The sequence below is a fragment of the Vibrio sp. 2433-A1 genome (assembly GCF_056726085.1).
Map to the genome: position 1 here is coordinate 75,543 of NZ_JBRESC010000011.1, position 21,970 is coordinate 97,512.

23 protein-coding genes are annotated in these 21,970 nt (G+C 46.2%); 18 read left to right on the forward strand and 5 right to left on the reverse strand.

Translation table 11 applies throughout. From position 1 onward, the window contains the following. Window positions 1–21 precede the first annotated feature (21 nt). The 12 genes from fliH to flhB all read left to right on the forward strand — a co-directional run bounded on the left by fliH (window position 22) and on the right by flhB (window position 10,214). The gene (gene fliH / locus ACU01J_RS12730) at window positions 22–822 is read left to right on the forward strand and encodes a flagellar assembly protein FliH (protein WP_481086034.1); all 801 of its coding nucleotides are present in this window, start codon (window positions 22–24) and stop codon (window positions 820–822) included. After that, complete coding sequence (gene fliI, locus ACU01J_RS12735; RefSeq protein ID WP_481086035.1) at window positions 822–2,144, forward strand: flagellar protein export ATPase FliI; 1,323 nt, start codon at window positions 822–824, stop codon at window positions 2,142–2,144. The genes fliH and fliI overlap by 1 nt, the downstream gene beginning before the upstream one ends. Before the next feature lie 6 nt (window positions 2,145–2,150). Next, complete coding sequence (fliJ, locus tag ACU01J_RS12740) at window positions 2,151–2,591, forward strand: flagellar export protein FliJ (RefSeq protein ID WP_481086036.1); 441 nt, start codon at window positions 2,151–2,153, stop codon at window positions 2,589–2,591. A gap of 134 nt (window positions 2,592–2,725) precedes the next feature. Beyond that, a complete protein-coding gene (locus tag ACU01J_RS12745; protein ID WP_481086037.1) occupies window positions 2,726–4,699 on the forward strand; it encodes a flagellar hook-length control protein FliK in 1,974 nt (657 codons plus the stop codon). A gap of 35 nt (window positions 4,700–4,734) precedes the next feature. After that, window positions 4,735–5,232, forward strand: coding sequence for a flagellar basal body-associated protein FliL (gene fliL, locus ACU01J_RS12750; RefSeq protein ID WP_481086038.1), 498 nt, complete (start codon window positions 4,735–4,737; stop codon window positions 5,230–5,232). 7 nt (window positions 5,233–5,239) lie between these two features. After that, on the forward strand, window positions 5,240–6,289 hold the full coding sequence (gene fliM / locus ACU01J_RS12755; RefSeq protein ID WP_481086039.1) for a flagellar motor switch protein FliM: 1,050 nt from the start codon (window positions 5,240–5,242) through the stop codon (window positions 6,287–6,289). A 21-nt stretch (window positions 6,290–6,310) separates the two neighbouring features. Then, window positions 6,311–6,721 carry a flagellar motor switch protein FliN gene (gene fliN / locus ACU01J_RS12760; protein ID WP_004413260.1) on the forward strand — a complete coding sequence of 137 codons (411 nt, stop codon included), beginning with the start codon at window positions 6,311–6,313 and terminating at the stop codon, window positions 6,719–6,721. 13 nt (window positions 6,722–6,734) lie between these two features. Next, window positions 6,735–7,139: a flagellar biosynthetic protein FliO gene (gene fliO / locus ACU01J_RS12765; RefSeq protein ID WP_481086040.1), complete on the forward strand. Its 405-nt coding sequence runs from the start codon at window positions 6,735–6,737 to the stop codon at window positions 7,137–7,139. After that, window positions 7,123–8,001 carry a flagellar type III secretion system pore protein FliP gene (gene fliP / locus ACU01J_RS12770; protein WP_481086041.1) on the forward strand — a complete coding sequence of 293 codons (879 nt, stop codon included), beginning with the start codon at window positions 7,123–7,125 and terminating at the stop codon, window positions 7,999–8,001. The genes fliO and fliP overlap by 17 nt, the downstream gene beginning before the upstream one ends. 13 nt (window positions 8,002–8,014) lie before the next feature. Continuing rightward, window positions 8,015–8,284: a flagellar biosynthesis protein FliQ gene (fliQ, locus tag ACU01J_RS12775; RefSeq protein ID WP_004413263.1), complete on the forward strand. Its 270-nt coding sequence runs from the start codon at window positions 8,015–8,017 to the stop codon at window positions 8,282–8,284. A gap of 8 nt (window positions 8,285–8,292) precedes the next feature. Next, entirely contained in the window at window positions 8,293–9,075 is a 783-nt protein-coding gene (fliR, locus tag ACU01J_RS12780) for a flagellar biosynthetic protein FliR (protein WP_481086042.1), read from the forward strand. A gap of 8 nt (window positions 9,076–9,083) precedes the next feature. After that, window positions 9,084–10,214 carry a flagellar biosynthesis protein FlhB gene (flhB, locus tag ACU01J_RS12785; RefSeq protein ID WP_481086043.1) on the forward strand — a complete coding sequence of 377 codons (1,131 nt, stop codon included), beginning with the start codon at window positions 9,084–9,086 and terminating at the stop codon, window positions 10,212–10,214. Window positions 10,215–10,396: 182 nt separating this feature from the next. Here the strand turns inward: flhB and smrB are convergent, their stop codons facing one another. Further along, window positions 10,397–10,927 (reverse strand): endonuclease SmrB, encoded by a 531-nt coding sequence (gene smrB, locus ACU01J_RS12790; protein WP_053440462.1) that lies wholly within the window; start codon window positions 10,925–10,927, stop codon window positions 10,397–10,399. A 63-nt stretch (window positions 10,928–10,990) separates the two neighbouring features. Here smrB and prmB point away from each other — a divergent pair, with 63 nt between their 5' ends. Both prmB and aroC read left to right on the forward strand, forming a co-directional pair. Next, window positions 10,991–11,923: a 50S ribosomal protein L3 N(5)-glutamine methyltransferase gene (gene prmB / locus ACU01J_RS12795; RefSeq protein WP_481086044.1), complete on the forward strand. Its 933-nt coding sequence runs from the start codon at window positions 10,991–10,993 to the stop codon at window positions 11,921–11,923. 214 nt (window positions 11,924–12,137) lie between these two features. After that, the gene (gene aroC / locus ACU01J_RS12800; RefSeq protein WP_481086045.1) at window positions 12,138–13,223 is read left to right on the forward strand and encodes a chorismate synthase; all 1,086 of its coding nucleotides are present in this window, start codon (window positions 12,138–12,140) and stop codon (window positions 13,221–13,223) included. Window positions 13,224–13,288: 65 nt separating this feature from the next. Here the strand turns inward: aroC and ACU01J_RS12805 are convergent, their stop codons facing one another. Then, on the reverse strand, window positions 13,289–13,912 hold the full coding sequence (locus ACU01J_RS12805; RefSeq protein ID WP_481086046.1) for a trimeric intracellular cation channel family protein: 624 nt from the start codon (window positions 13,910–13,912) through the stop codon (window positions 13,289–13,291). Window positions 13,913–14,131: 219 nt separating this feature from the next. On the opposite strand from ACU01J_RS12805, the gene ACU01J_RS12810 reads away from it, so the two are divergent. After that, a complete protein-coding gene (locus ACU01J_RS12810) occupies window positions 14,132–14,662 on the forward strand; it encodes an elongation factor P hydroxylase (RefSeq protein WP_481086047.1) in 531 nt (176 codons plus the stop codon). 36 nt (window positions 14,663–14,698) lie between these two features. Here ACU01J_RS12810 and ACU01J_RS12815 read toward each other — a convergent pair whose 3' ends face one another. Both ACU01J_RS12815 and ACU01J_RS12820 read right to left on the reverse strand, forming a co-directional pair. Beyond that, entirely contained in the window at window positions 14,699–15,196 is a 498-nt protein-coding gene (locus ACU01J_RS12815; protein ID WP_481086048.1) for a hypothetical protein, read from the reverse strand. An 11-nt stretch (window positions 15,197–15,207) separates the two neighbouring features. Beyond that, on the reverse strand, window positions 15,208–17,304 hold the full coding sequence (locus ACU01J_RS12820; protein ID WP_481086104.1) for an LruC domain-containing protein: 2,097 nt from the start codon (window positions 17,302–17,304) through the stop codon (window positions 15,208–15,210). Between the two features lie 198 nt (window positions 17,305–17,502). Here ACU01J_RS12820 and ACU01J_RS12825 point away from each other — a divergent pair, with 198 nt between their 5' ends. Continuing rightward, on the forward strand, window positions 17,503–17,766 hold the full coding sequence (locus ACU01J_RS12825) for a YfcL family protein (RefSeq protein WP_481086049.1): 264 nt from the start codon (window positions 17,503–17,505) through the stop codon (window positions 17,764–17,766). A 140-nt stretch (window positions 17,767–17,906) separates the two neighbouring features. Next, the gene (locus ACU01J_RS12830; RefSeq protein WP_481086050.1) at window positions 17,907–18,449 is read left to right on the forward strand and encodes an NADPH-dependent FMN reductase; all 543 of its coding nucleotides are present in this window, start codon (window positions 17,907–17,909) and stop codon (window positions 18,447–18,449) included. Window positions 18,450–18,509: 60 nt separating this feature from the next. On the opposite strand, the gene mnmC is transcribed toward ACU01J_RS12830, so the two are convergent. Beyond that, entirely contained in the window at window positions 18,510–20,528 is a 2,019-nt protein-coding gene (gene mnmC / locus ACU01J_RS12835; protein ID WP_481086051.1) for a bifunctional tRNA (5-methylaminomethyl-2-thiouridine)(34)-methyltransferase MnmC2/FAD-dependent 5-carboxymethylaminomethyl-2-thiouridine(34) oxidoreductase MnmC1, read from the reverse strand. 128 nt (window positions 20,529–20,656) lie between these two features. Between mnmC and fabB the strand changes: the two genes are divergently transcribed. Next, window positions 20,657–21,868 carry a beta-ketoacyl-ACP synthase I gene (fabB, locus tag ACU01J_RS12840; protein ID WP_481086052.1) on the forward strand — a complete coding sequence of 404 codons (1,212 nt, stop codon included), beginning with the start codon at window positions 20,657–20,659 and terminating at the stop codon, window positions 21,866–21,868. The last annotated feature ends 102 nt before the right edge of the window (window positions 21,869–21,970 follow it).

A 21,970-nucleotide genomic window follows, 5' to 3' on the forward strand; every position in this document is an offset into this window, starting at 1 on the left:
TAAAGTGAGATAAAGGTATCTATGTCTGGGGAACGAAAGCGTGGTTTTTTACGTTTAGATAGTGACGAAATGGTTGAAAAACCAGAGCGCTGGGGCATGCCTGATTATACAGCACAGACCCATAAAAAAGCGCGCGATACTGCGATGAACTATGACCCTAGCTGGATGCCAATTGCTGAGCCTGCCAAAGAAGAAGCGCCAACCGAACTCACTGAAGAAGAGATCCAACTGATTAAGCAGCAGGCTTATCAGGAAGGTTTACACCAAGGCCAAGAAGCGGGTTTTAAGCAAGGCTACGAAAAAGGCAAAGAGCAAGGACTTGAAGAAGGTCATCAAGAAGGCGTCGAGTCTGGCAAAATTGAAGGCGTAGCGGCTGGGCAAGAGTTTATTCAGCAGCAAGTGCAAACCTTTATCGGCCTTGCTAACCAATTCGCACAGCCTCTTGAGTTGATGAATGCTCAAGTGGAAAAACAGCTGGTGGATATGGTGCTTGCATTGGTCAAAGAAGTGGTTCACGTTGAAGTGCAAACCAACCCTCAAGTTATCTTAGACACGATCAAACAATCGGTAGAATCACTGCCTATTTCAGGTCACGCTATTACTCTAAAGCTGCATCCAGATGATGTTGAAATCATTCGCTCGTCATACGGGCAAGAAGAGTTAGAGTTCAGAAACTGGACCCTACACTCAGAGCCAGCACTTAACCGCGGAGACGTACAAATTGAAGCGGGTGAGTCAAGCGTGAACTACCGTATGGAAGAGCGCATTCGTAGCGTTATTCAAAGCTTCTGTGGAGTGAATCGCCACCAAGGTGGTGACTGATGCTCGCGTTAGCTGACCGTCTCTCTCAATACCAATCTCAAGGGCTGACTTGTCGACCAGTTGCATCTGGCAAACTGGTGCGGGTGGTTGGCCTTACTCTCGAAGCGACTGGCTGTAGAGCGCCAATTGGTAGCTTGTGCAAAGTGGAAACAATGCAAGGCGAAATGGAAGCAGAAGTAGTCGGTTTCTCGGGAGAAAGCCTATTCCTTATGCCGAGTGAACAAATCACAGGCATCCTACCCGGTGCTAAAGTGACGCCCATGACGGGTGAAGTAGGGCTGCCTGTCGGAATGGAGCTGCTTGGCCGAGTGATTGATGGCGTCGGTAACCCGCTTGATGGCCTCGGCCCTATCTATACCGAAAAACGCGCATCTTTTAACGCCGACCCCATTAACCCGCTAGCGAGAAAGCCAATCTCGGAACCACTTGATGTGGGCATTAAAGCGATCAACGGCTTACTGACTGTTGGTAAAGGTCAGCGTATCGGCCTATTTGCTGGCTCTGGTGTTGGTAAATCGGTCACGCTGGGTATGATGACCCGAGGCACGACGGCGCAAGTGGTCGTAGTCGGTCTGATTGGTGAGCGTGGTCGAGAAGTAAAAGAGTTTATCGAAGAGATCTTAGGTGTTGATGGACGTCAGCGTTCTGTTGTTGTTGCCGCTCCTGCCGATTCTTCACCGCTAATGCGATTAAAAGGCTGTCAAACCGCTCTGACCATTGCTGAGTACTTCCGTGATCAAGGGTTAGACGTACTATTGCTGATGGATTCGCTTACCCGCTTTGCTCAAGCTCAGCGTGAAATAGCTCTATCGGTGGGTGAACCACCAGCAACTAAAGGTTACCCACCATCAGTATTTGCTAAGTTGCCTGCTTTGGTTGAACGAGCAGGTAACGGTAGCCCTGACCAAGGCTCGATTACCGCTTTTTTCACAGTGCTAACTGAAGGTGACGATCTACAAGATCCGATTGCGGATGCGTCACGTGCGATTCTTGATGGCCATGTGGTGCTTTCTCGTGAAATGGCCGACGCTGGTCATTACCCTGCGATTGATGTTGAGAAGTCAGTCAGTCGTGTGATGCCGCAGATCACCACCGAAGAACATGTGTTGATGTCGAAGGCGGTTCGCCAAGTGCTGTCGATTTGCCGTAAGAACCAAGATCTGGTGTCGATTGGTGCCTATAAACCGGGAACTGATCCTGCGATTGATGGGGCGTTCACCATCAAACCGAAACTTGATGCTTACTTGCAGCAGACGATGAAAGAAACGGTGCCGTATGACATGTGTGTCAATATGTTAAGCCGCTTATTGCACGGGGAGTAATCGCTAATGGAAAACGCATTAGAGTTTTTGTTAGAACAGGTTAAGGAACGTGAAAACCAAGCTGTGATGGCGCTGAATCAAGCTCGCGTTGAACTTGACGGTTATTACCAACAGCTAGAACAGATAGAAAAGTATCGCTTAGATTACTGTCAGCAGCTTGTTGACCGTGGTCAGCAGGGGTTAAGTGCGAGTCAGTACTCTCACCTTAATCGTTTCTTAACGACGTTAGATGAAACGCTAGCAAAACAGAAACAAGCAGAAGCCCATTTTAAGAGTCAAGTAGAAGGCTGTGAGCAAAATTGGCTGGAAAGTCGCAAGCAGCGTCGTTCATATGAATGGCTGATTGGAAAAAAACAGACAGAGAAACAGCGACTAGAGCAGCAGCGAGAACAAAAACAAATGGATGAGTTCTCGACACTTCAATTCTCACGACGTCTATCGAATTAACCCTGACTGCTATTCTTAACCCGCATCTTAACTTGGCTCACTTTTTGCAGTGCAATAATTAGTTTGTATGCAATCAATATCGGCATTTTTGCTCTTGAGGGTATCCCCTTAAGCGACAGTGAGTGAGTCATTCTATGAATATCAATCTATCATCGGTATCAGAAAGCCCAAAAGTGGGCAAAAGTGTTGCCTCTGGAGAAGAGGGCGCATCAGAAGCATCTGAATCAGGCGGCTTCTTTTCCAAACTTGCTGCTTTGATAAAAGGTGAAGGAAAAGCTGAAGGCGATACAGAAAGCGTAAAGTCTGTACAAAATGAAGGTGATAGCGAAGTTTTAGCTGATGTTGAAGTCAGTGAAACGAAAGTCGCCAAGACAGAATCACAAAGTACTGATGAGTTACTCGCCACTGATGATGATTCGACGCAGCAAGCTTCAATCAAAAGTGAAGATGATTCTATGGTGACGGCTGCGACGCAGAAAACAGCCGAGCAAGAGTCGAAAGCAGTACCTGCCGAATCTGCCAGTAAGATCGTCTCTGAAAATGATGAAGTATTGCAGCGACTAAACGAGTCAAACAATGCCTTAAAGTCAAAAGACGGCAAAGAGTTGCCTCAAGAAAATCAACAAGTGACAGTTGAAAGCGCAGCAGATAAAAGCGCGAAGCCAGCCGCTAAAGTGGTTGCAACGGAAGGTGTTGATGTCAAAGATATGAAGGCAACCGAAAAAGCGCAACTAGACAGTGGGCATCAGCCTGTTACGGCTGAAAAAATAGAGAACGTCACTCAAACAGTGGTCAATACTGATGGTGAAGAAGTTGCAGTACCTGCTGCTGTTGCTCCTTTTATTCAGCAGCAAGCGCCAAAGGCTGATGAGCTTAAAGACTCAGAGTCTCAAACATCACTGCCTAGTTCAGTCGCGGCAGCTGTCGAGGTGAACCAAGCGAATACTGAGCAGTCAGTTAAGAATGTTGACGCGGACATGCTAAAGCTTGATAGTGCCGCCGTTAATCAGGCGACACTTGAAGATGTTGCTGAGCCAGTGGTCGCTGCTGGGGTGACGGCGGCGGTTGTGGCAAGTGCAACTCAAACAACAAAGGCGCCAGTGCAAACCAAAGCGAACCTTGATGACTCGGCTAAGCTTAATCAAACTCAAATCTCATCGATTACTACCGTCGATGGTGAAGCGGATCCAACGCTGGCATCAGCGGCCCCAGTTGCCGCGGCAGCCGCGATTCCTTGGACGACATCCTCTGACGCACCAGTGAGCGATGAAGTCGCACTGAAGCATCATGATGTTGTTCCTAAAGCTCAACAAGCCGCTGTGGCTCAGTCAGTGCAGCAAGCGCTGACTCAGCAGCAGGCACAAGCAGCTCACGCGGCCTTGCAATCACAATCGGTACAGCAGACTGCAGCAGCAATGCCTGCTGACTTAGCCGCGATGCAAATGCAGCAGTTAGCGGCGGCGCCAAACGTTGCCATTAACCAAGACCAAGCGTTGCTTAAAGCGGCAATGGGGGCCAAAGCCGCAGGTACTATTGGCCAATTGGCGAAAAATGGTGAAGGTAAGCAAGCTAGTCAAGAAAGCGGTTTCGCTCAGCAGCTATCTCAGGCTGCAGGTGCACAAAGTACGCAACCCTTAGGTCAAGCTCGAGCGGAACAAATTGCAGCGCAAGCGCCGCTGCAGCTTAGTCGTGAGATGGCAAGTGAACAGGTTGCCGAGCGCGTTCAAATGATGATGTCGAAGAACCTTAAAAACATCGATATCCGTTTGGATCCACCAGAGTTAGGTCGAATGCATATTCGCATGAATATGAATGGCGATGCGGCAACGGTCCACTTTACCGTCGCAAATCCGCAAGCTCGTGACGTAATTGAGCAGTCGATGCCAAGATTACGCGAAATGTTGGCTCAGCAAGGTGTACAATTGAATGATAGTTCTGTTCAGCAGCAAGCAGGACAGCAACAAAGAGGTTACGCAAATGCCGGACAGGGACAAAATGGTCAAGGTAACAGCAATCAGGGTGTTTTTGGTGAAGAAAACCTTGAAGCAGACATCAATCTTGATTTGAATGTCGCTGCAAAGCGTGATGGAATTAGCTATTACGCTTAAACTGTAAAAAACAAATAAATAGAGAACGTTAAGTTATGGCTGTCGAAGAAATCGAACCAGAAGCGCCGAAAGGGAAGAGCAAGTTACTGATCATCATTATTGCCGTTGTTGTCTTGTTAGTTGGCGGTGGTGGTGCAGCCTTTTTCTTGATGGGCTCTGACGACGCTGCTGAAACACAACAAGCAGCGCAGCAAGAAGTGATAACTCCGGCCGATCCGGTAGCCTATGTTAATATCGCTCAACCGTTTTTGTTTAATGTCACTGGCGATAAGAAAGATCGCTTGGTGCAGATCAAAGTACAGCTCATGGTTCGTGGTACGGAAAATGAAAACCTTGCCCGTTACCATTCTCCATTGATTGAAAGTTCGCTGCTTAGTACGTTCGCTTCAGCGACGGTTGATCAGCTAAGAACTGTCAATGGGCGCGTTGAATTACGTGATAAAGCGACCGATGACATTAAAGCGAGTTTAAATCGCGCAGTAGGTCAGCCTGTCATTGAACGTGTGCTGTTTACCGATTTTGTAATGCAATAGGTGTCAAGTGACCGATTTATTAAGCCAAGATGAAATCGATGCACTCTTACATGGTGTCGACGATGTCGATGAGGTGGAAGAGGACGTAACTCCCAGCGATGCTAGCGCCGTCGAGTTTGATTTTTCATCACAAGATCGAATTGTCCGTGGTCGAATGCCGACCTTGGAGCTTATTAACGAGCGCTTTGCCCGCCATATGCGGATCAGCTTGTTTAATATGCTGCGTAAAACAGCAGAGGTATCGATCAACGGCGTACAAATGATGAAGTTTGGTGAATACCAAAATACTTTGTACGTTCCAACCAGTTTGAACATGGTGCGTTTTCGTCCGCTGAAAGGTACCGCGTTGATCACGATGGAAGCACGATTGGTCTTCATTTTGGTAGAGAACTTCTTTGGTGGTGATGGCCGATTCCATGCACGTATCGAAGGGCGTGAATTTACCCCAACGGAGCGTCGAATTGTTCAGTTGCTACTGAAGATCGTATTTGAAGATTATAAAGAAGCTTGGTCTCCGGTGATGGGAGTTGAGTTTGAGTACTTAGACTCTGAAGTTAACCCAAGTATGGCCAACATTGTCAGCCCTACTGAGGTGATTGTTGTCAGTTCGTTCCATATAGAAGTGGATGGTGGTGGCGGTGACTTCCACGTTGTTATGCCATATTCAATGGTTGAACCGATTCGAGAACTGCTCGATGCTGGTGTTCAGTCAGATAAGATGGAAACGGATGTTCGTTGGAGTACGGCACTTCGTGAAGAGATCATGGATGTGCCAGTGAACTTCCGCGTACAGTTGCTAGAGCAAGATATCTCGCTACGCGACTTAATGGAGTTGCAAACGGGTGACATTATCCCAATCAACATGCCAGAGCATGCCACCATGTTTGTTGAAGAACTGCCAACATTTAGAACCAAAATGGGTCGTTCCGGCGAGATGCTCGCGGTACAAGTTTCAGAAAAAATTAAACGCCCTGATGTGGTGAAAACTGATATTGCTTTCCTCGGTAAGGATGTTATTTCCGAGCTCGAAGAAGACGATAGCGAAATTGAAGATTAAAGAGAATAACAGGTAACAGGTATGGAACCGAGTGACGACCAAAAGCTGGCGGACGAATGGGCTGCCGCATTAGGTGAAGATCCAAGTGCACCAAGTATTGATGTCGATGAAGTGATGAATGCTCAGCTTGATGAGTTAGAAGATACCTCGTCTCCAATTTCGGAAGATGAGCGCCGTAAGCTTGATACAATTTTAGATATTCCGGTCACGATTTCGATGGAAGTTGGCCGCTCGCAAATCAGCATTCGTAACCTACTGCAACTAAACCAAGGTTCCGTCGTTGAGCTAGAGCGTTTGGCCGGCGAATCTCTCGATGTCTTGGTTAACGGTACCTTGATTGCGCACGGAGAAGTGGTTGTTGTCAACGATAAGTTTGGTATTCGTCTCACTGATGTAATTAGTCAAACAGAGCGTATTAAAAAGCTTCGATAAAGTAAGGTACAGTATGACGCTTAAAGTTAAGGAGTACTTACTTTTTCCTTTAGCTCTGATATCACCATCCGTAATGGCTGCTGCTCCTGGCAGTCAATTAGACTGGGCGACCACTTTTGGGTCGCTCTTGTTCGTTATTGCCTTTATCTTATTTTTGGCTTGGCTACTTAAGAGAATGCGTGTGCCTGCAATGGTTAATCAGAAGGGGTTAAGCATTGTAAGACAGATAGCATTGGGCAACCGTGAGCGAATTATGATTGTACAGGCCGGAGAAGAACAATTTTTGGTTGGAGTGACCGCTCAATCCATCCAACTGATCTCAAAACTGGATAAACCTTTATCTCAGGAGGAGATGGCTGCAAGTCCGTTTGCCAATCAATTGACTCAGCTATTAAAAAAGAATGATAAAAACCAATAAGATAGTGTCACTTTGTCTGACGCTTTTTATCCTGATGTTCTCAGCGACCTCTGTTGCACAAGAAGAGCTCGCGACGCCAGTACCTGACAATTCAGCACCGGGTAGCTCGGTTACTGTGTCGGCAATGGAGAGTGAACAAGGCGCAACTAAAACTATTTCTACCAGCAGTTTAGTTGGCGGTGGTGGTGGAGGCGTTCCTGCTTTTACCATGACGACCAACCCTGATGGCAGTGAAGATTATTCAATAAACCTGCAAATCTTGGCGTTAATGACCATGCTCGGCTTCTTGCCTGCAATGGTTATCTTGATGACGTCATTTACCCGTATTGTAGTAGTGATGTCGATCCTTCGGCAGGCAATGGGTCTACAACAAACGCCTTCTAATCAGGTGATTATTGGTATCGCAATCTTCTTGACCTTCTTCATCATGTCTCCGGTGTTAAACAAGATTAATGATGATGCGATTCAGCCATACATTAATGAGCAGATCTCTGCGCGCCAAGCGTTTGACCTCGCGCAGATTCCAATGAAAGACTTTATGCTCAAGCAAACGCGAGTCAAAGATTTAGAAACCTTCGTTAATATTTCAGGCTCGACCGCAACGGCGCCTGAAGACGTATCAATGGCTGTGCTTATTCCTGCTTTCATCACTTCAGAACTCAAAACAGCCTTCCAGATTGGCTTTATGCTGTTCTTGCCTTTCTTAGTTATCGACTTGGTGGTGGCATCGGTATTGATGGCAATGGGTATGATGATGCTTTCACCAATGATCGTATCGCTACCGTTTAAACTGATGTTGTTTGTGCTAGTGGATGGTTGGAATCTCATACTGTCGACATTGGCCGGCAGCTTCGCCTTGTGACGGGAGAGAATCTATGACTCCTGAGATGTTTGTGGAGCTGTTTCGAGATGCACTGTGGATGGTACTCATCATGGTGTGTGCGATCATTATCCCAAGCTTACTTATCGGTTTAGTGGTTGCTATCTTCCAAGCGGCGACCTCTATCAACGAACAAACGCTGAGTTTCTTGCCACGTTTAATCGTGACACTACTTGCTCTGATGCTTTTCGCTCACTGGATGACGCAAATCTTGATGGAGTTTTTCTTTAGCATGATTGAGCGTCTGCCTCAGGTCCTTTACTAGGTTTCGTTATGGAATACCCGGCAACGCTGATACTGGACTGGATAGCCAACTATTTTTGGCCCTACACCCGTATTGCGGCAATGCTCATGGTGATGTCGGTAACAGGGGCGCGATTTGTCTCTACTCGTATTCGACTTTATTTGGGCTTGGCGATTACCTTTGCTGTGATGCCTGCGATTCCAGCGGTTCCTGATTCGATTGAACTGCTCTCTTTTGCCGGCTTTATGACTTTACTTGAGCAAATCATCATCGGCGTCGCGATGGGCACTGTAACTCAATTTATGATCCAAACCTTTGTTATCTTGGGTCAAATTCTTGGTATGCAGTCAAGCTTAGGTTTTGCCTCTATGGTTGACCCGGCGAATGGGCAGAATACGCCATTGCTTGGTCAGCTATTTATGTTCCTTTCAACGCTGTTCTTTTTGACCACCGATGGTCATTTGAAAATGATCATGCTGGTGGTTATGAGTTTTAAATCGCTGCCAATTGGCACAGGTTCGCTCACGACGGTTGATTTTAGAGAATTGGCTTCGTGGCTCGGCATCATGTTTAAAGTCGCGCTGAGTATGTCGTTATCAGGCATTATCGCACTACTAACCATCAACCTTTCCTTTGGTGTTATGACCCGTGCTGCGCCGCAGCTAAACATTTTCTCACTGGGTTTCGCTTTTGCCTTGATGGTTGGTCTATTGATCTGTTGGTACCTTGTCGCCGGTTTATACAATCACTATGAACTATTCTGGATACAGGGCGAGCAGCAGATTTGCCAATTTATTAGGCTAGATTGTTAGGAGGCTGAATGGCAGAGTCAGACGGTCAAGAACGTACAGAAGACGCCACGCCCAGACGCTTGCAACAGGCCCGAGAAAAGGGGCAGGTTGCAAGGTCAAAAGAGTTAGCGTCGGTTTCTGTATTGGTGGTAGGCTCAATCGCACTGATGTGGTTCGGTGATAGTCTTGCACGCGCGTTATTTACCGTTATGGAGCGGCTATTCACTCTGTCTCGTGAAGAGATCTTCGATCACGTTAAGCTATTCGATATTGTCGTCGGATCCGTAGGAAGCTTGATTCTTCCTCTCTTGCTGATTTTGGTCACACTGTTTGTTGCTGCCGTCGTCGGTGCCGCAGGGGTTGGTGGTGTTAGCTTCTCGGTAGAAGCGGCGATGCCGAAAGCTTCAAAGATGAACCCTCTTAGCGGTTTAAAACGTATGGTCGGGATGCAGAGCTGGGTAGAGCTAATCAAATCCATTTTGAAAGTGGCTTTGGTCTCTGGCATGGCCTTTTATCTGATCAGTGCTGCGCGAGAAGACTTGTTTCAGCTCAGTATGGATGTCTACCCACAGAACATTTTCCATGCGCTTGATATTCTGCTCAACTTCATTCTGTTGATCAGCTGTACGCTGTTGATCGTGGCTGCGATTGATATCCCTTTCCAAATCTGGCAACACGCTGACCAATTGAAAATGACCAAACAAGAGGTCAAAGACGAATACAAAGAAACAGAAGGCAAGCCGGAAGTGAAAGGTCGTATTCGTATGCTTCAGCGTGAAGCAGCCCAGCGTCGAATGATGGCAGAAGTGCCACAAGCTGACGTTATTGTTACCAACCCAGAGCACTTTTCTGTCGCGCTACGCTATAAGCAAGATACTGATAAAGCGCCGATCGTAGTGGCCAAAGGTACTGACCATATGGCGCTGAAAATTAGGGAAGTGGCTCGCGAGCACGATATTTACGTCATCCCCGCGCCACCTTTGGCTCGCGCTTTGTATCACTCAACCGAGCTTGAGCAAGAGATCCCTGACGGTCTGTTTACTGCCGTGGCACAAATTCTTGCTTACGTATTCCAGCTTAAGCAATACCGTAAGAAAGGCGGTCAGCGCCCGAACTTGAAGACGTCTGAGTTGCCAATTCCGCCTGAGTTAAGGAAGTAGAAATACTTTTGCCACTGCATAGAGTAGCGAAGGAGCGAGTAGGAATCTTTAAAGGTTTTTGACTGGCTGTGAGAGATCCCCAACTTATTCGTACCTCACTCTTGAGGATGACGATGCTTTGATAGCTGTCATTCCATAGAACGACGAAGGAGTGAGTAGGGAATCTCTTGAAGATGATTAGCTTACTTTTCTGGAATTGAGAGCAACACTAACAGGGCACCATCACCACCAAACTCAAGTGGCGCTTGGTGAAAAGCCATCACATCGGGGTGCTGAGCCAACCACAACGGCGCTTTTTGCTTAAGGATATGCTTACCAATCCCGTGCTGAACGCAGGCACAAGAAATTTCATTCTTAATACAGTAAGCGATCATCGAGCCTAACTCTCGTTTGGCCTCTTGCTGGGTCATACCGTGCATATCTAAGAATACATCCGGAACATAGACGCCACGACGCAGACGCTTCACTTCGTAAGTAGAGACATCATCTCGTGCATAGCGAGTAGGACCTTCCTCATTGAGAAGAGGCACAAACTCATCAGAGAAATAAAACTCCGTATCGCTTGCTTCACGGGCAGTACGGGTAATTTCTTTTTGCTTACTGTTTTTTTTTGGTTGCTGGACTATGGTATCCTGTGACAACTTTTTTACGCCTTGTACTGCATCCCTAAAAAGGGCGAAGTCATCATCCATATCGGTGTCTTTTTTGCTCATGGGACTAAATTTAATATTGTATAAATGCAATTAGCAGTATTGTAGCGCTTTTCGGAGGCAATTTTGGATAAGATTTTTGTAGAAGAAGCAGTATCAGAACTTCACTCGCTTCAAGATATGATTCGTTGGACGGTAAGTCGTTTCAATGCCGCGAACCTTTTTTATGGTCACGGCACTGATAACGCTTGGGATGAAGCGGTTCAGCTAATCCTGCCGACGCTATACCTACCAATCGATGTGCCTCCACATGTATTGAACTCACGTTTAACTACGAGTGAACGTATGCGTATCGTAGAGCGCGTTGTAAAGCGTATTAACGAGCGCACGCCAACGGCATACCTAACGAACAAAGCATGGTTCTGTGGCCTTGAGTTCTTTGTTGATGAACGTGTTCTTGTGCCTCGTTCGCCAATTGGTGAATTGATTCAAGCGGAATTCCAACCTTGGTTAGTGGAAGAACCAACACGTATCATGGACCTTTGTACTGGTAGTGGCTGTATTGCGATTGCTTGTGCACACGCTTTCCCAGAAGCAGAAGTCGACGCCATTGATATTTCAACTGATGCGCTGCAAGTCGCTGAGCAAAATGTTCAAGACCACGGTATGGAACAACAAGTTTTCCCTATCCGTTCTGATCTATTCCGTGATCTGCCAAAAGAAAAGTACAACATCATCGTTTCCAATCCACCGTACGTGGACGAGGAAGATATGAACAGCTTACCTGATGAGTTCACCCATGAACCTGAACTAGGTTTAGCTGCAGGTACAGATGGCCTTAAGCTGGTTCGTCGTATTCTGGCAAATGCACCAGATTACTTGACTGACAGCGGTATTCTTATCTGTGAAGTGGGCAACTCTATGGTTCATATGATGGAGCAATACCCGCACATTCCATTCACTTGGATTGAGTTCGAGAACGGTGGTCACGGCGTATTTATGCTGACTCGTGAGCAAATGCTGGAACACGCCGCAGAGTTTTCTATTTATAAAGACTAAGCTCTAATACGTAATTCTGTTTTCGAGCGCCAAGCCTTGATTTAGCGATAAATCGGCTTGGCGTTTTTTATGCGGGTCAAAAAGCAAAATAGTTGGTGATTAGGGGTTTACATCAAACCGCAATAAGGCGACTATGAATTTACGAACAATTAAAGTGTAAAGCGCAATGTACACATGAAATGGTGTGCTTAAGCGATAAAAGTTTGAGGAAGTAATGGCAGGAAACAGTATCGGACAACATTTCCGAGTGACGACATTCGGGGAAAGTCATGGTATCGCACTAGGATGTATTATCGACGGATGTCCTCCGGGTCTTGAAATCACAGAAGCGGATATTCAAATTGATCTGGATCGCCGTCGCCCAGGCACCTCTCGTTATACCACCGCTCGCCGTGAACCAGATGAAGTAAAAATTCTTTCTGGTGTGTTTGAAGGTAAAACCACAGGTACTTCAATCGGCCTATTGATCGAAAACACCGATCAGCGTTCAAAAGATTATTCTGAAATCAAAGATAAATTCCGTCCGGGTCATGCCGATTACACTTATCACCAGAAATATGGTGTGCGTGATTATCGCGGCGGCGGTCGTTCTTCAGCGCGTGAAACGGCAATGCGTGTTGCGGCAGGCTCTGTGGCTAAGAAATACCTTAAGCAAGAGTTTGGTGTTGAGATTCGTGCCTACTTATCTCAAATGGGTGATGTTGCGATTGATAAAGTGGATTGGGATGAGATCGAAAACAACCCGTTCTTCTGTCCTGATGTCGATAAAGTCGATGCATTCGACCAGCTAATTCGTGATCTTAAGAAGCAAGGCGATTCGATTGGTGCGAAGCTACAAGTTGTTGCTACCAATGTCCCTGTTGGTTTAGGTGAGCCTGTATTTGATCGTCTTGATGCTGATATTGCCCACGCGTTGATGAGCATCAATGCGGTGAAAGGTGTTGAGATTGGTGATGGCTTTGATGTCGTTAGCCAGAAAGGCAGCCAACACCGTGATGAGTTGACTCCTGATGGCTTTGCGACCAACCATGCTGGTGGCATCTTAGGTGGTATTTCTACAGGTCAAGATATCGTCGCGAATATCGCACTGAAGCCAACATCGAGCATTACGGTTCCGGGTGAGACCATCACCAAACAAGGTGAGCCAACTCAGTTAATTACTAAAGGTCGTCATGATCCATGTGTGGGTATTCGAGCAGTGCCAATTGCAGAAGCGATGTTAGCGATTGTTGTGCTTGACCACTTATTGCGTCATCGTGGCCAAAATCACGGCGTGACAACAGAAACCCCGCAGATTTAATGCAAATGTGATTCAAAAACGGCTTCCAAATAGGAAGCCGTTTTTATTGGCCTGCTGCATTCGGCTCAGTGTAAAGAGCCTTCGCTTTCTAAGTGGAATGAAGGTAGACGCCACTTAAATTGCACTGCGGCCAAACGGAGTAAGTAGCCAACAATTAAAGTAGAAATCGTTGCGGTTACATCATTCACGCCAAGCTCTACCAGCCCTAAGTATAGGCCAGAGGCAACCAATGCTACAGAAGCATAAAGCTCTTCATGCAGAACTAGCGGAGTTTGGCGACAAATTAGGTCACGCAGTAGACCACCAAATACACCTGTAACTAACGCTGATACCATACAGATCAGCGCATGGTGACCCATACCCATGGCGACTTTGGTACCAATGATGCTGAATACGATCAGGCCTAGGGCATCAAGTCGAATGAATAGGCCTTTAAGCTTAATCACCCACTTTGCGAGACCAGTAGTCAGTACACCAGCAATACAAGTAATGGCTAGAAACTCAGGGTTCTTCACCCAACCCAATGGGTAGTGACCAAGTAAAATATCTCGGACAGTACCACCACCAATTGCAGTTGCACTCGCTACCAACATCACACCAAACCAATCCATTTTTCTTCGGCCTGCACTTAAGGCTCCGGTCATTGCTTCCGCTGTAATACCAATAATATACAAAACACTTAGCAGCATAGTGAGTTCTCGAAAAGGGCCGTGAAACGGCTGATTGATGTTATAAATTTAAGGCGTGAGTGTAGTGGGAAATGTGATCTGTGACGAATGAGATTTTATGAAGACGAAAACGTTTTTCACATAACTTAATCTAATAGCAATGTTTTTTGTGTGGATTTGCAATTTAGCCGAAAAATGCGAGAATGCGGCAGCGAAGAATATCAACAACCCATTTAAGCCATGAGCCACGAATACCAAGACTTAATCAAGATCTTCAATGATACGTTTTTTGACCAATTCAACACCAGATTAGAGTTAGGTGGGGATGAGCCAATTTATTTACCGGCTGACGATTCGATTCCATACCATCGGATTATTTTTGCTCGTGGTTTTTACGCATCTGGTATGCATGAAATTGCCCACTGGTGTGTGGCTGGGCCTGAGCGAAGACTACTAGAAGATTTTGGCTATTGGTATGAACCAGATGGTCGCACCGAGCAAGTTCAAGCTGAGTTCGAAAAAGTAGAGATTCGTCCGCAGGCCTATGAGTGGATCCTAGCGAAGAGTGCGGGTTTTCCATTTACGGTTAGTTGCGACAATCTAAATGGAGACTTTGAGCCTGACAGGCTCCAGTTTATGGCTAAGGTTCATCAAGAAGTCGGCAAGATTTTTGAGCAAGGGATCCCTGAGCGAGTACGCATGTTATCGGATGCACTCAGAGCCTTCTATCAAGTCCCTGAACTGACGTTTGAACAGTTCGAAGTGAAGTAAAAACAAGCTGTGAGAGACAGCTTGTTTTCGTTTTGGCTACTGAATCAACCAAGTGGTTTGCTTCTCGTTATTATGGTTGAGTGTATAGACTAAGGGAATAGCATCAGGCTCCATTATTGAAATAACTGCAATGAGGGATTCGCAATGGTTTGGTATTTTCAGCTCATATTGCCCATATCCGGAATTGAGTGAGGACTTGAGCATACATTTCTCGTAGTCAATGTTCTCAATGCCATCACCAGCATTGTCACAAATCGAGATATAGACCTGTGATGCCGCTAAATGTGGCAGAGTGACATCCACATCGACTTCATAAATTGAAGTAAGGTCATTGTCATGTTCGATGATTAAGTCCGTTATATTCAATGTTTGTTCTGAGGGTGTGCTTACCGAGTCTGAACCCGATGGGGTAGAGGCGTTACTACCTCCGCCACTATTCCCGCCTCCACCGTCATCACCACCCCCGCCACCACATGCGACCAATAGTAAAGAAGAGATAAGCGTAATGGGCAGTTGTTTGTTTAAATTCCACATGGTGTTATCTCCTAGTCGATGTAAATGATTGCGTTATTACCTGATACATACCAGATCGGTTGGCTCTGACCTGTCGCATCTTGGGAGAAAGCAGCGAAGTTTTCGTAAGCATCAAGAATGTTTTCCTGCTCTTTAGGGTGTTTCCAAGTGGTAGGGATCTCTATACCCCAAGGCAGTCCGTTTGCGTTGTGAAAGTGAGTACTACCGGATGATGCATCGACACCATAGTTTTTATAGCGGCTGTCAAATTTAATGGTCGGTGCTTGGTTTTTTAAATGTATCTCTAAGCTTCGACCTGGGTAGCCGCCACTAACCTCATAACCGATATCGCCATAGTAATGTCCAGGTGCAGCGAAGATAAATGGGTCATACGGAAAATCAGGCATATTTGAAGTATCGACGGCATTTTGCAAAGAAAAGGTGAGTGACCAGATAGGTCGGTAGCTTGTGCCGCAGTTATCTTGAGTGCGGAACATGGTACAACCTTCAGCTTCACCAGGCTCTGTGATATCCCAAAGATCTTCATGAACGATAAAGACAGCATCCGTCGTATCGGTCTCTAATATGGTGCCTGAGAATGCTTGACCGTTGATAGAAAGTTCGACTGAGTCTGATTTGATATCTTCTTTGACTATGTTAGGTAACCGAATCGCAAATCCAGAGCGGTTATCACCACCAAGTGCAGCAATTTTGCCTTCAATCTTCATTCGAATAACTTGATTATTCAGCTGGTATTCGGTGAATTTTACGTTCATGAGAACATCATTCATGTCATAGTCGCCGACCAACGGATATTGGTCTTCGTACGCAAACGTCGTGTAACCGCCACCGCTTGGATATACCTCTGTGGTGACACCACTTTCAGTGATCTCGACAGGGTAATCTTCGACCTCCCCAGCGGGTACACCACCACTAGGTCCAATACCTGCCGTATTTGAAATTCTAAATCTTGCCCAGCTATCTCCGGCTACCGCCCATGTAGGCACGGTGAAAAAAACATCTCTGGTTTCATCTGTGACAGACAAATCGCGGATGATGATTTCGCTTGCTTCGAACTCCCCATCTCGATCAAAGTCAATCCATGCATTGAGCACAGAATCTGATGATGTCCCAGTTGAGGTGGCGATAATTTTACTGGTTTGCCCAACTTGAATAGGTACTGGGAACTGGATGCCGTCGTCGTCGTCCACGCCATCTGAGACGTCATCACTGTCTGGATAAACGCTGCCGTCTGTTTCACCATCAACGAGGGAGCCTAACTTGAGGTCAGAGAGCCCATGACGAGCACCAGAAGAAGCAAACAGGGTTTTATAGCTATCAGGGGCATCACCAAACTCGGTGTATTCGCTTGGTTCGACAGGCGCAAGTGCGCATCGAGCACCATCATTTGAATTACTTGAAGGTCCATAAGCAAAGAAATCGGCACTTGACTGCATACCATTGATGTTCACTTTGTAGACATAGCCATCTCTGTTGTTACTGGCATAGAAGTTACCATCCACATCAAAATAGACGGCGCCAAAGGTGAGGCGGTAGCCAAGTGCGTCAGTATCGAGTAGTCGATTTAGGCGAGAACTCGTACCTGAAGAAACGTCAATCTCCCATAAATAACCGGTCGAGTCGATCGAGTAGGCTAAGCTGTTGTCAGGGTGAAAAGCGAGGTCATAAATCGCAGGATTACCAAATTGACTTGCGGGAGAAGAAAGCTCCATCACTAACGTATCGAGGTCTATTCGATATAAGCCATAGTTTGGGCGATACCCATACCAAGCATTTTCGTTGAGTGAAACATCCCCGACATAGATAGACGTTGGTGCTCCGTCAGGCATGTCGATAGATAGCAGCGTTTTGGTAAAAGTGGAATCGATACGAGACAGCGATTGTGCACCATAGTCCCAACCATAGATGAAATCATCATGTTTGCTGTAGCCAACAGCATTGAGCTTAGCAGTCCCCAAGTTAGAGCTTAAAGTTACGTAGCTGCCGACATCAATATTCACGCCGTATGAAACGGGAGCTCCTGATGGATTTTGAATCAGAAATGCTTGCGTTGGGCAGCTAGAAAAAGGTGTTTCAGCGAATACAGAATAGCTACACAATGACGTCATAATTAGGCAAACCGTGGGTGTTCTGAGTGGGTGAAATTTCATTTATATTCCTCGCTCGACTGAGTCCATATATGAGCGATTGCACACTGCGTGCCATGCTGTCAGCCCTTGTATGACGGAGGGTTTGCGTTGAGATTGTCAATGTGAGAAGCTTGGCGCTCTTTTTGAGAATCAAACTGAATTAGGCGATAAAGCAAAATGATTATTGAATTTGAAGAGCAGCTGCTAGAACTAATAGATGCACGTATTGAAACGGCATCTGATGACGAACTGTTTGCTGGTGGCTATCTACGTGGTCATATCTCTTTATCTGCAGCTGCGTGTGAAGAAGAAGGGATCAATGATGTTGAAGCGTTGAAAGAGCGCATTCAAGCCAGCCTTGACGCGGCACGTTCAGAGTTGACTCCCGCTGATCGCACCATAGTGCATGACCTTTGGCTAGAGTTGGTTAACGCGGCCTAAGCCAAGTTTAATCGCCAACGTATCATTAAGGGGTTGTTCGAAAATTTCGAACAACCCCTTAAGTTTTTTATAGTTGTTGGTTTTTGGGGTCAACGATATTCTTCTCAGTACATACTGGGGAACAAGTTAGGAAGAAGAATATGAAAGTTATCGCGTTTGGAGCATCGAATAGCTCAACTTCTATCAACAAAACATTGGCTTCTTATACCGCTAACCTAGTTGAAGGCGCAGAGGTCAAAGTCTTAGACCTAAATGACTATCAAGTACCAATGTTTAGCGAAGACACTGAAAAAGAAATCGGCCAAGCAGAAGGTGCAAAAGCGTTCTTAGCTGAACTTGCACAGGCAGATGCTATCATTGTTTCGTTTGCTGAGCACAATGGTTCTTACACAGCGGCGTATAAAAACCTGTTTGATTGGTCAACGCGTATTGAGCGTAACGTATTCCAAGAAAAGCCAGTGGTTTATCTAGCAACGTCACCGGGCCCAGGCGGGGCACAAACGGTGTTATCTGCAGCAACAGGTTCGGCGCCATACTTTGGTGCAAAATTGAAGGCTTCGCTTTCAGTACCAAGCTTTTACGATAATTTCGATTTGGAAGCGGGCACTTTCCGCAACGCTGAAATTGAACAACAAGTGAAACAGGCTGTGGGTGAGATAAGCGTTACTGCTAAAATCACATAAGCAAGCATAGATTTTAAAACGCCTTCATCATTGATGAAAGCGTTTTTATTTTGTGGAGACTTAAAGCTCAGTGATAGCTTTGCCCTTACGCAGTTTTCTCACCCACATCCGGCTTGGGTGAAGTTGCTCTAACACATCGATAGGTAGTGGTAGTGGGTCGCCACAAATCTGCGAAGCGAGCACTTCTGCAAGCAGTGGGGCTGAGCTTAATCCTCTTGACCCTAATCCGAGCATACAGAACAGGTTTGGTTGTGTTGGCACTTTTGCCACTTCGCCTTTCTGTTTTTTGTGTAACTCAGCGTAGATCAGTTTGGTTTGTTCAAGTTCTCCAACATTACCGATAAATGGCAGGTGATCACGACTAACGCAACGAATACCTTGGCGAGACTGCTCGCTACTCGTATCAACTTGCTTAGTCCAAACTTGATTAGGTACACACTTACGTAGCTTATCGCCGTTCTCTTGCTGAGCTACCGGATCAAACTCGTAGTCCAAGTGAGTGCGATCATAGCTTGCGCCAATACAGTGGTGACCATTATTAGGATTAACTGGTGTCATATAGCCGTCGTAGCAGAGTACGGTCTTAAGTTTTTGCAAATCATCAGTGGTTGGAATATGACTGACCTGACCTTTCACTTGCCCTAGAGGCACATTTGCTGTTTGATCAAGTTCAGAAAATTGATGGCCGTTGGCCACGATGACAGTGTCGTGGACAAAATGTAGTTCCCCTGATGAAAGCGTCCAATGCTGCTTTTCTTCGCACCAAGTCATGCGTTCAATCTTAGTATTGAAGTGGGCTGTTAGCTTTGAGTCGCTTTGTAGGTTTTCAATCAAACCTTGGGTCAATTGCGCAGGGCATAACCAGCCACCAAGTGGGTAATGGACGCTTGGCATATCAATAGGTAAGCCAATTCTCTCGCTGGTTTGAGTTGCATTCAGGCGATGAATCAACTGTGAGTCGAAGTCACCGCTCAACATTTTCTCTAACTTAGTTTCCGCATCCTCATTCCACATTAGTTGTGTGACGCCGCACCAATCATGATCGAACTGAACGGCTTCGGCTGCTTGTTCGACAAATTGGCGTGCAAATAAGAACGCTGGTGCGAAGACACGTGATACGCCTTCATGGCTCCCGTTTAATAGCGGATATACCGCGCCTTGTCGGTTGCCAGATGCTCCCTGAGCTGGCACATCATCTTGGCAATAAAGAGTGACCTTTTTGCCGCGTCGAGTCAGTGTTTTGGCCAATGTGGCACTGGCAACGCCACCACCAATAATGGCAATAGCCTCGCTTGAACCGCTGGCGCTGCGGTGGAACCAAGGCTTAAAGTTCGAGGCAGCTTGTTTCTCTGCTAAATGGCCAGCAATCATGTCTCGCTTGGTACCAAAGCCTTTCACTTTCTTCATCTCAAAGCCTGCTTCTATAAGACCTCGACGAACAAACCCCGCAGCGGTGAACGTTGCACATGTACACTCTTGTTTGGCTAAGGTTGCCATGCCATTGAATAGTTCTTGGTTCCACATCTCAGGGTTTTTGCTTGGCGCAAACCCATCTAGAAACCACGCATCCACCAAACCTTGTTCCGGGACCGGAACTTTTGGCATACAATCTTTAATATCACCAAACCACAGGTCGAGTGTAATCGCTCCATTTTCAAGTACGATACGGTGACATTCAGGTACCGCAATTGGGTAGTGGGCTTGTAACTTTTTAGCGTATTCAGCCAGCTCAGGCCAAGAGTCATGCGCTTTAATTAAATCTTGTTGGCTAAGCGGATACTTTTCAAAGCTGATGAAATGCAGTTCTTGAACTGCAGCATCTGGGTTTTGCTGCCTAAAGTTGTCAAACCACTGCCAGACAGCAAGAAAGTTGAGTCCGGTACCAAAGCCTGTTTCCGCAATAACAAAGCGTCTTTGGTCATACGTTTGCCATCTTTCAGGAAGATGATTCTGGTGAAGAAACACGTAGCGAGTTTCTTCAAGGCCGTTGACGTTTGAAAAGTAGACGTCGTCAAACTGGTCTGAAACTGGGGTACCAGCCTCGTTCCAGCCTAGTTGAGCGTTGGTAATTGTGGTCATAGTGTCGGAAATATGTGAATAGAAACGATAATATTGTGGTAATTGTACGGTTTTAAAGGAAAGCTGACCACTTTTCCCCGCTATCTTAGTTATTATCTAGCGGATTTTTGAATTATAGGAATGTCATAATGAAACGAGTCGTAATCACCGGTATGGGTATTGTTTCAAGTATCGGTAACAACGTCGAAGAAGTTTTAGCGTCTCTAAAAGAAGGTAAATCTGGTATTACTGCGTCTGAGCAGTTTAAAGAACACGGTCTTCGTTCACAGGTTTGGGGTGATCTAAAGATTAACCCAGCAGAGCATATTGACCGTAAACAGATGCGCTTTATGGGTGATGCGGCTGCGTATGCATACCTATCAATGCAGCAAGCAATCGAAGACGCTGGCTTAACTGATGAGCAAGTGTCTAACGACCGTACAGGTATCGTTGCAGGTTCTGGTGGTGCTTCTGCATTTAACCAAACTGTTGCGACTGATACCATGCGTGCGAAAGGTGTTAAACGTGTAGGTCCTTACATGGTTCCACGTACGATGTCTTCAACAGTATCTGCATGTCTAGCAACACCATTTAAAATCCGCGGTGTGAACTACTCAATGAGTTCAGCTTGTGCAACATCTGCACACTGTATCGGTCACGCAATGGAACTTATCCAACTTGGTAAACAAGACATCGTTTTCGCCGGTGGTGGTGAAGAGCTAGATTGGTCTCAGACTATGATGTTTGACGCAATGGGTGCACTTTCTACTAAGTACAACGAGACTCCAGAGCAAGCATCACGCACTTACGATGCAGACCGTGACGGTTTTGTTATCTCTGGTGGCGGCGGCATGCTAGTTATCGAAGAACTAGAGCACGCTCTAGCACGTGGCGCAAAAATCTACGGTGAAATCGTAGGTTACGGCGCGACTTCAGATGGTTACGACATGGTTGCTCCATCTGGTGAAGGCGCAGTACGTTGTATGAAGATGGCAATGCAAGACGTTGATAGCATCGACTACGTAAACACACACGGTACATCTACTCCTGTAGGCGACGTGAAAGAGCTTGGTGCTATCCAAGAGCTATTTGGCGACAACAGCCCTGCAATTTCTGCAACTAAAGCGATGACAGGTCACGCTCTAGGTGCAGCTGGTGTTCATGAAGCAATTTACTCTACACTAATGCTAGATAATGGCTTTATTGCGCCAAGCATTAACGTAGCAAACTTAGACGAAGCGGCTGCAGGCCTAGACATCGTGACTGAAAAGCGTGATGCAGAGCTAACGACCGTTATGTCGAACAGTTTTGGTTTTGGTGGCACAAACGCTACGCTAGTTATCAAGAAGTACCAAGGCTAACTGAATTTGCAGTGCATGCCTTTGGCTCGCATTTGCAATCCAGTTTCCAGAGCTGATTAACCTATAGCGATAAAGGTTAATCTGACAGACGCAGACTTAAAC

Excerpts from the sequence above, each read along its gene's own strand:
- fliO (WP_481086040.1), top strand. The coding sequence starts at position 6,735 with ATGACGCTTAAAGTTAAGGAGTACTTACTTTTTCCTTTAGCTCTGATA.
- fabB (WP_481086052.1), top strand. The coding sequence starts at position 20,657 with ATGAAACGAGTCGTAATCACCGGTATGGGTATTGTTTCAAGTATCGGT.
- fliQ (WP_004413263.1), top strand. The coding sequence starts at position 8,015 with ATGACTCCTGAGATGTTTGTGGAGCTGTTTCGAGATGCACTGTGGATG.
- fliL (WP_481086038.1), top strand. The coding sequence starts at position 4,735 with ATGGCTGTCGAAGAAATCGAACCAGAAGCGCCGAAAGGGAAGAGCAAG.
- ACU01J_RS12745 (WP_481086037.1), top strand. The coding sequence starts at position 2,726 with ATGAATATCAATCTATCATCGGTATCAGAAAGCCCAAAAGTGGGCAAA.
- mnmC (WP_481086051.1), bottom strand. The coding sequence starts at position 20,528 with ATGACCACAATTACCAACGCTCAACTAGGCTGGAACGAGGCTGGTACC.
- ACU01J_RS12815 (WP_481086048.1), bottom strand. The coding sequence starts at position 15,196 with ATGTGGAATTTAAACAAACAACTGCCCATTACGCTTATCTCTTCTTTA.
- fliN (WP_004413260.1), top strand. The coding sequence starts at position 6,311 with ATGGAACCGAGTGACGACCAAAAGCTGGCGGACGAATGGGCTGCCGCA.
- flhB (WP_481086043.1), top strand. The coding sequence starts at position 9,084 with ATGGCAGAGTCAGACGGTCAAGAACGTACAGAAGACGCCACGCCCAGA.
- ACU01J_RS12830 (WP_481086050.1), top strand. The coding sequence starts at position 17,907 with ATGAAAGTTATCGCGTTTGGAGCATCGAATAGCTCAACTTCTATCAAC.
- fliJ (WP_481086036.1), top strand. The coding sequence starts at position 2,151 with ATGGAAAACGCATTAGAGTTTTTGTTAGAACAGGTTAAGGAACGTGAA.
- ACU01J_RS12810 (WP_481086047.1), top strand. The coding sequence starts at position 14,132 with ATGAGCCACGAATACCAAGACTTAATCAAGATCTTCAATGATACGTTT.
- ACU01J_RS12825 (WP_481086049.1), top strand. The coding sequence starts at position 17,503 with ATGATTATTGAATTTGAAGAGCAGCTGCTAGAACTAATAGATGCACGT.
- ACU01J_RS12805 (WP_481086046.1), bottom strand. The coding sequence starts at position 13,912 with ATGCTGCTAAGTGTTTTGTATATTATTGGTATTACAGCGGAAGCAATG.
- fliP (WP_481086041.1), top strand. The coding sequence starts at position 7,123 with ATGATAAAAACCAATAAGATAGTGTCACTTTGTCTGACGCTTTTTATC.
- fliR (WP_481086042.1), top strand. The coding sequence starts at position 8,293 with ATGGAATACCCGGCAACGCTGATACTGGACTGGATAGCCAACTATTTT.
- fliH (WP_481086034.1), top strand. The coding sequence starts at position 22 with ATGTCTGGGGAACGAAAGCGTGGTTTTTTACGTTTAGATAGTGACGAA.
- fliI (WP_481086035.1), top strand. The coding sequence starts at position 822 with ATGCTCGCGTTAGCTGACCGTCTCTCTCAATACCAATCTCAAGGGCTG.
- smrB (WP_053440462.1), bottom strand. The coding sequence starts at position 10,927 with ATGAGCAAAAAAGACACCGATATGGATGATGACTTCGCCCTTTTTAGG.
- aroC (WP_481086045.1), top strand. The coding sequence starts at position 12,138 with ATGGCAGGAAACAGTATCGGACAACATTTCCGAGTGACGACATTCGGG.
- ACU01J_RS12820 (WP_481086104.1), bottom strand. The coding sequence starts at position 17,304 with ATGACGTCATTGTGTAGCTATTCTGTATTCGCTGAAACACCTTTTTCT.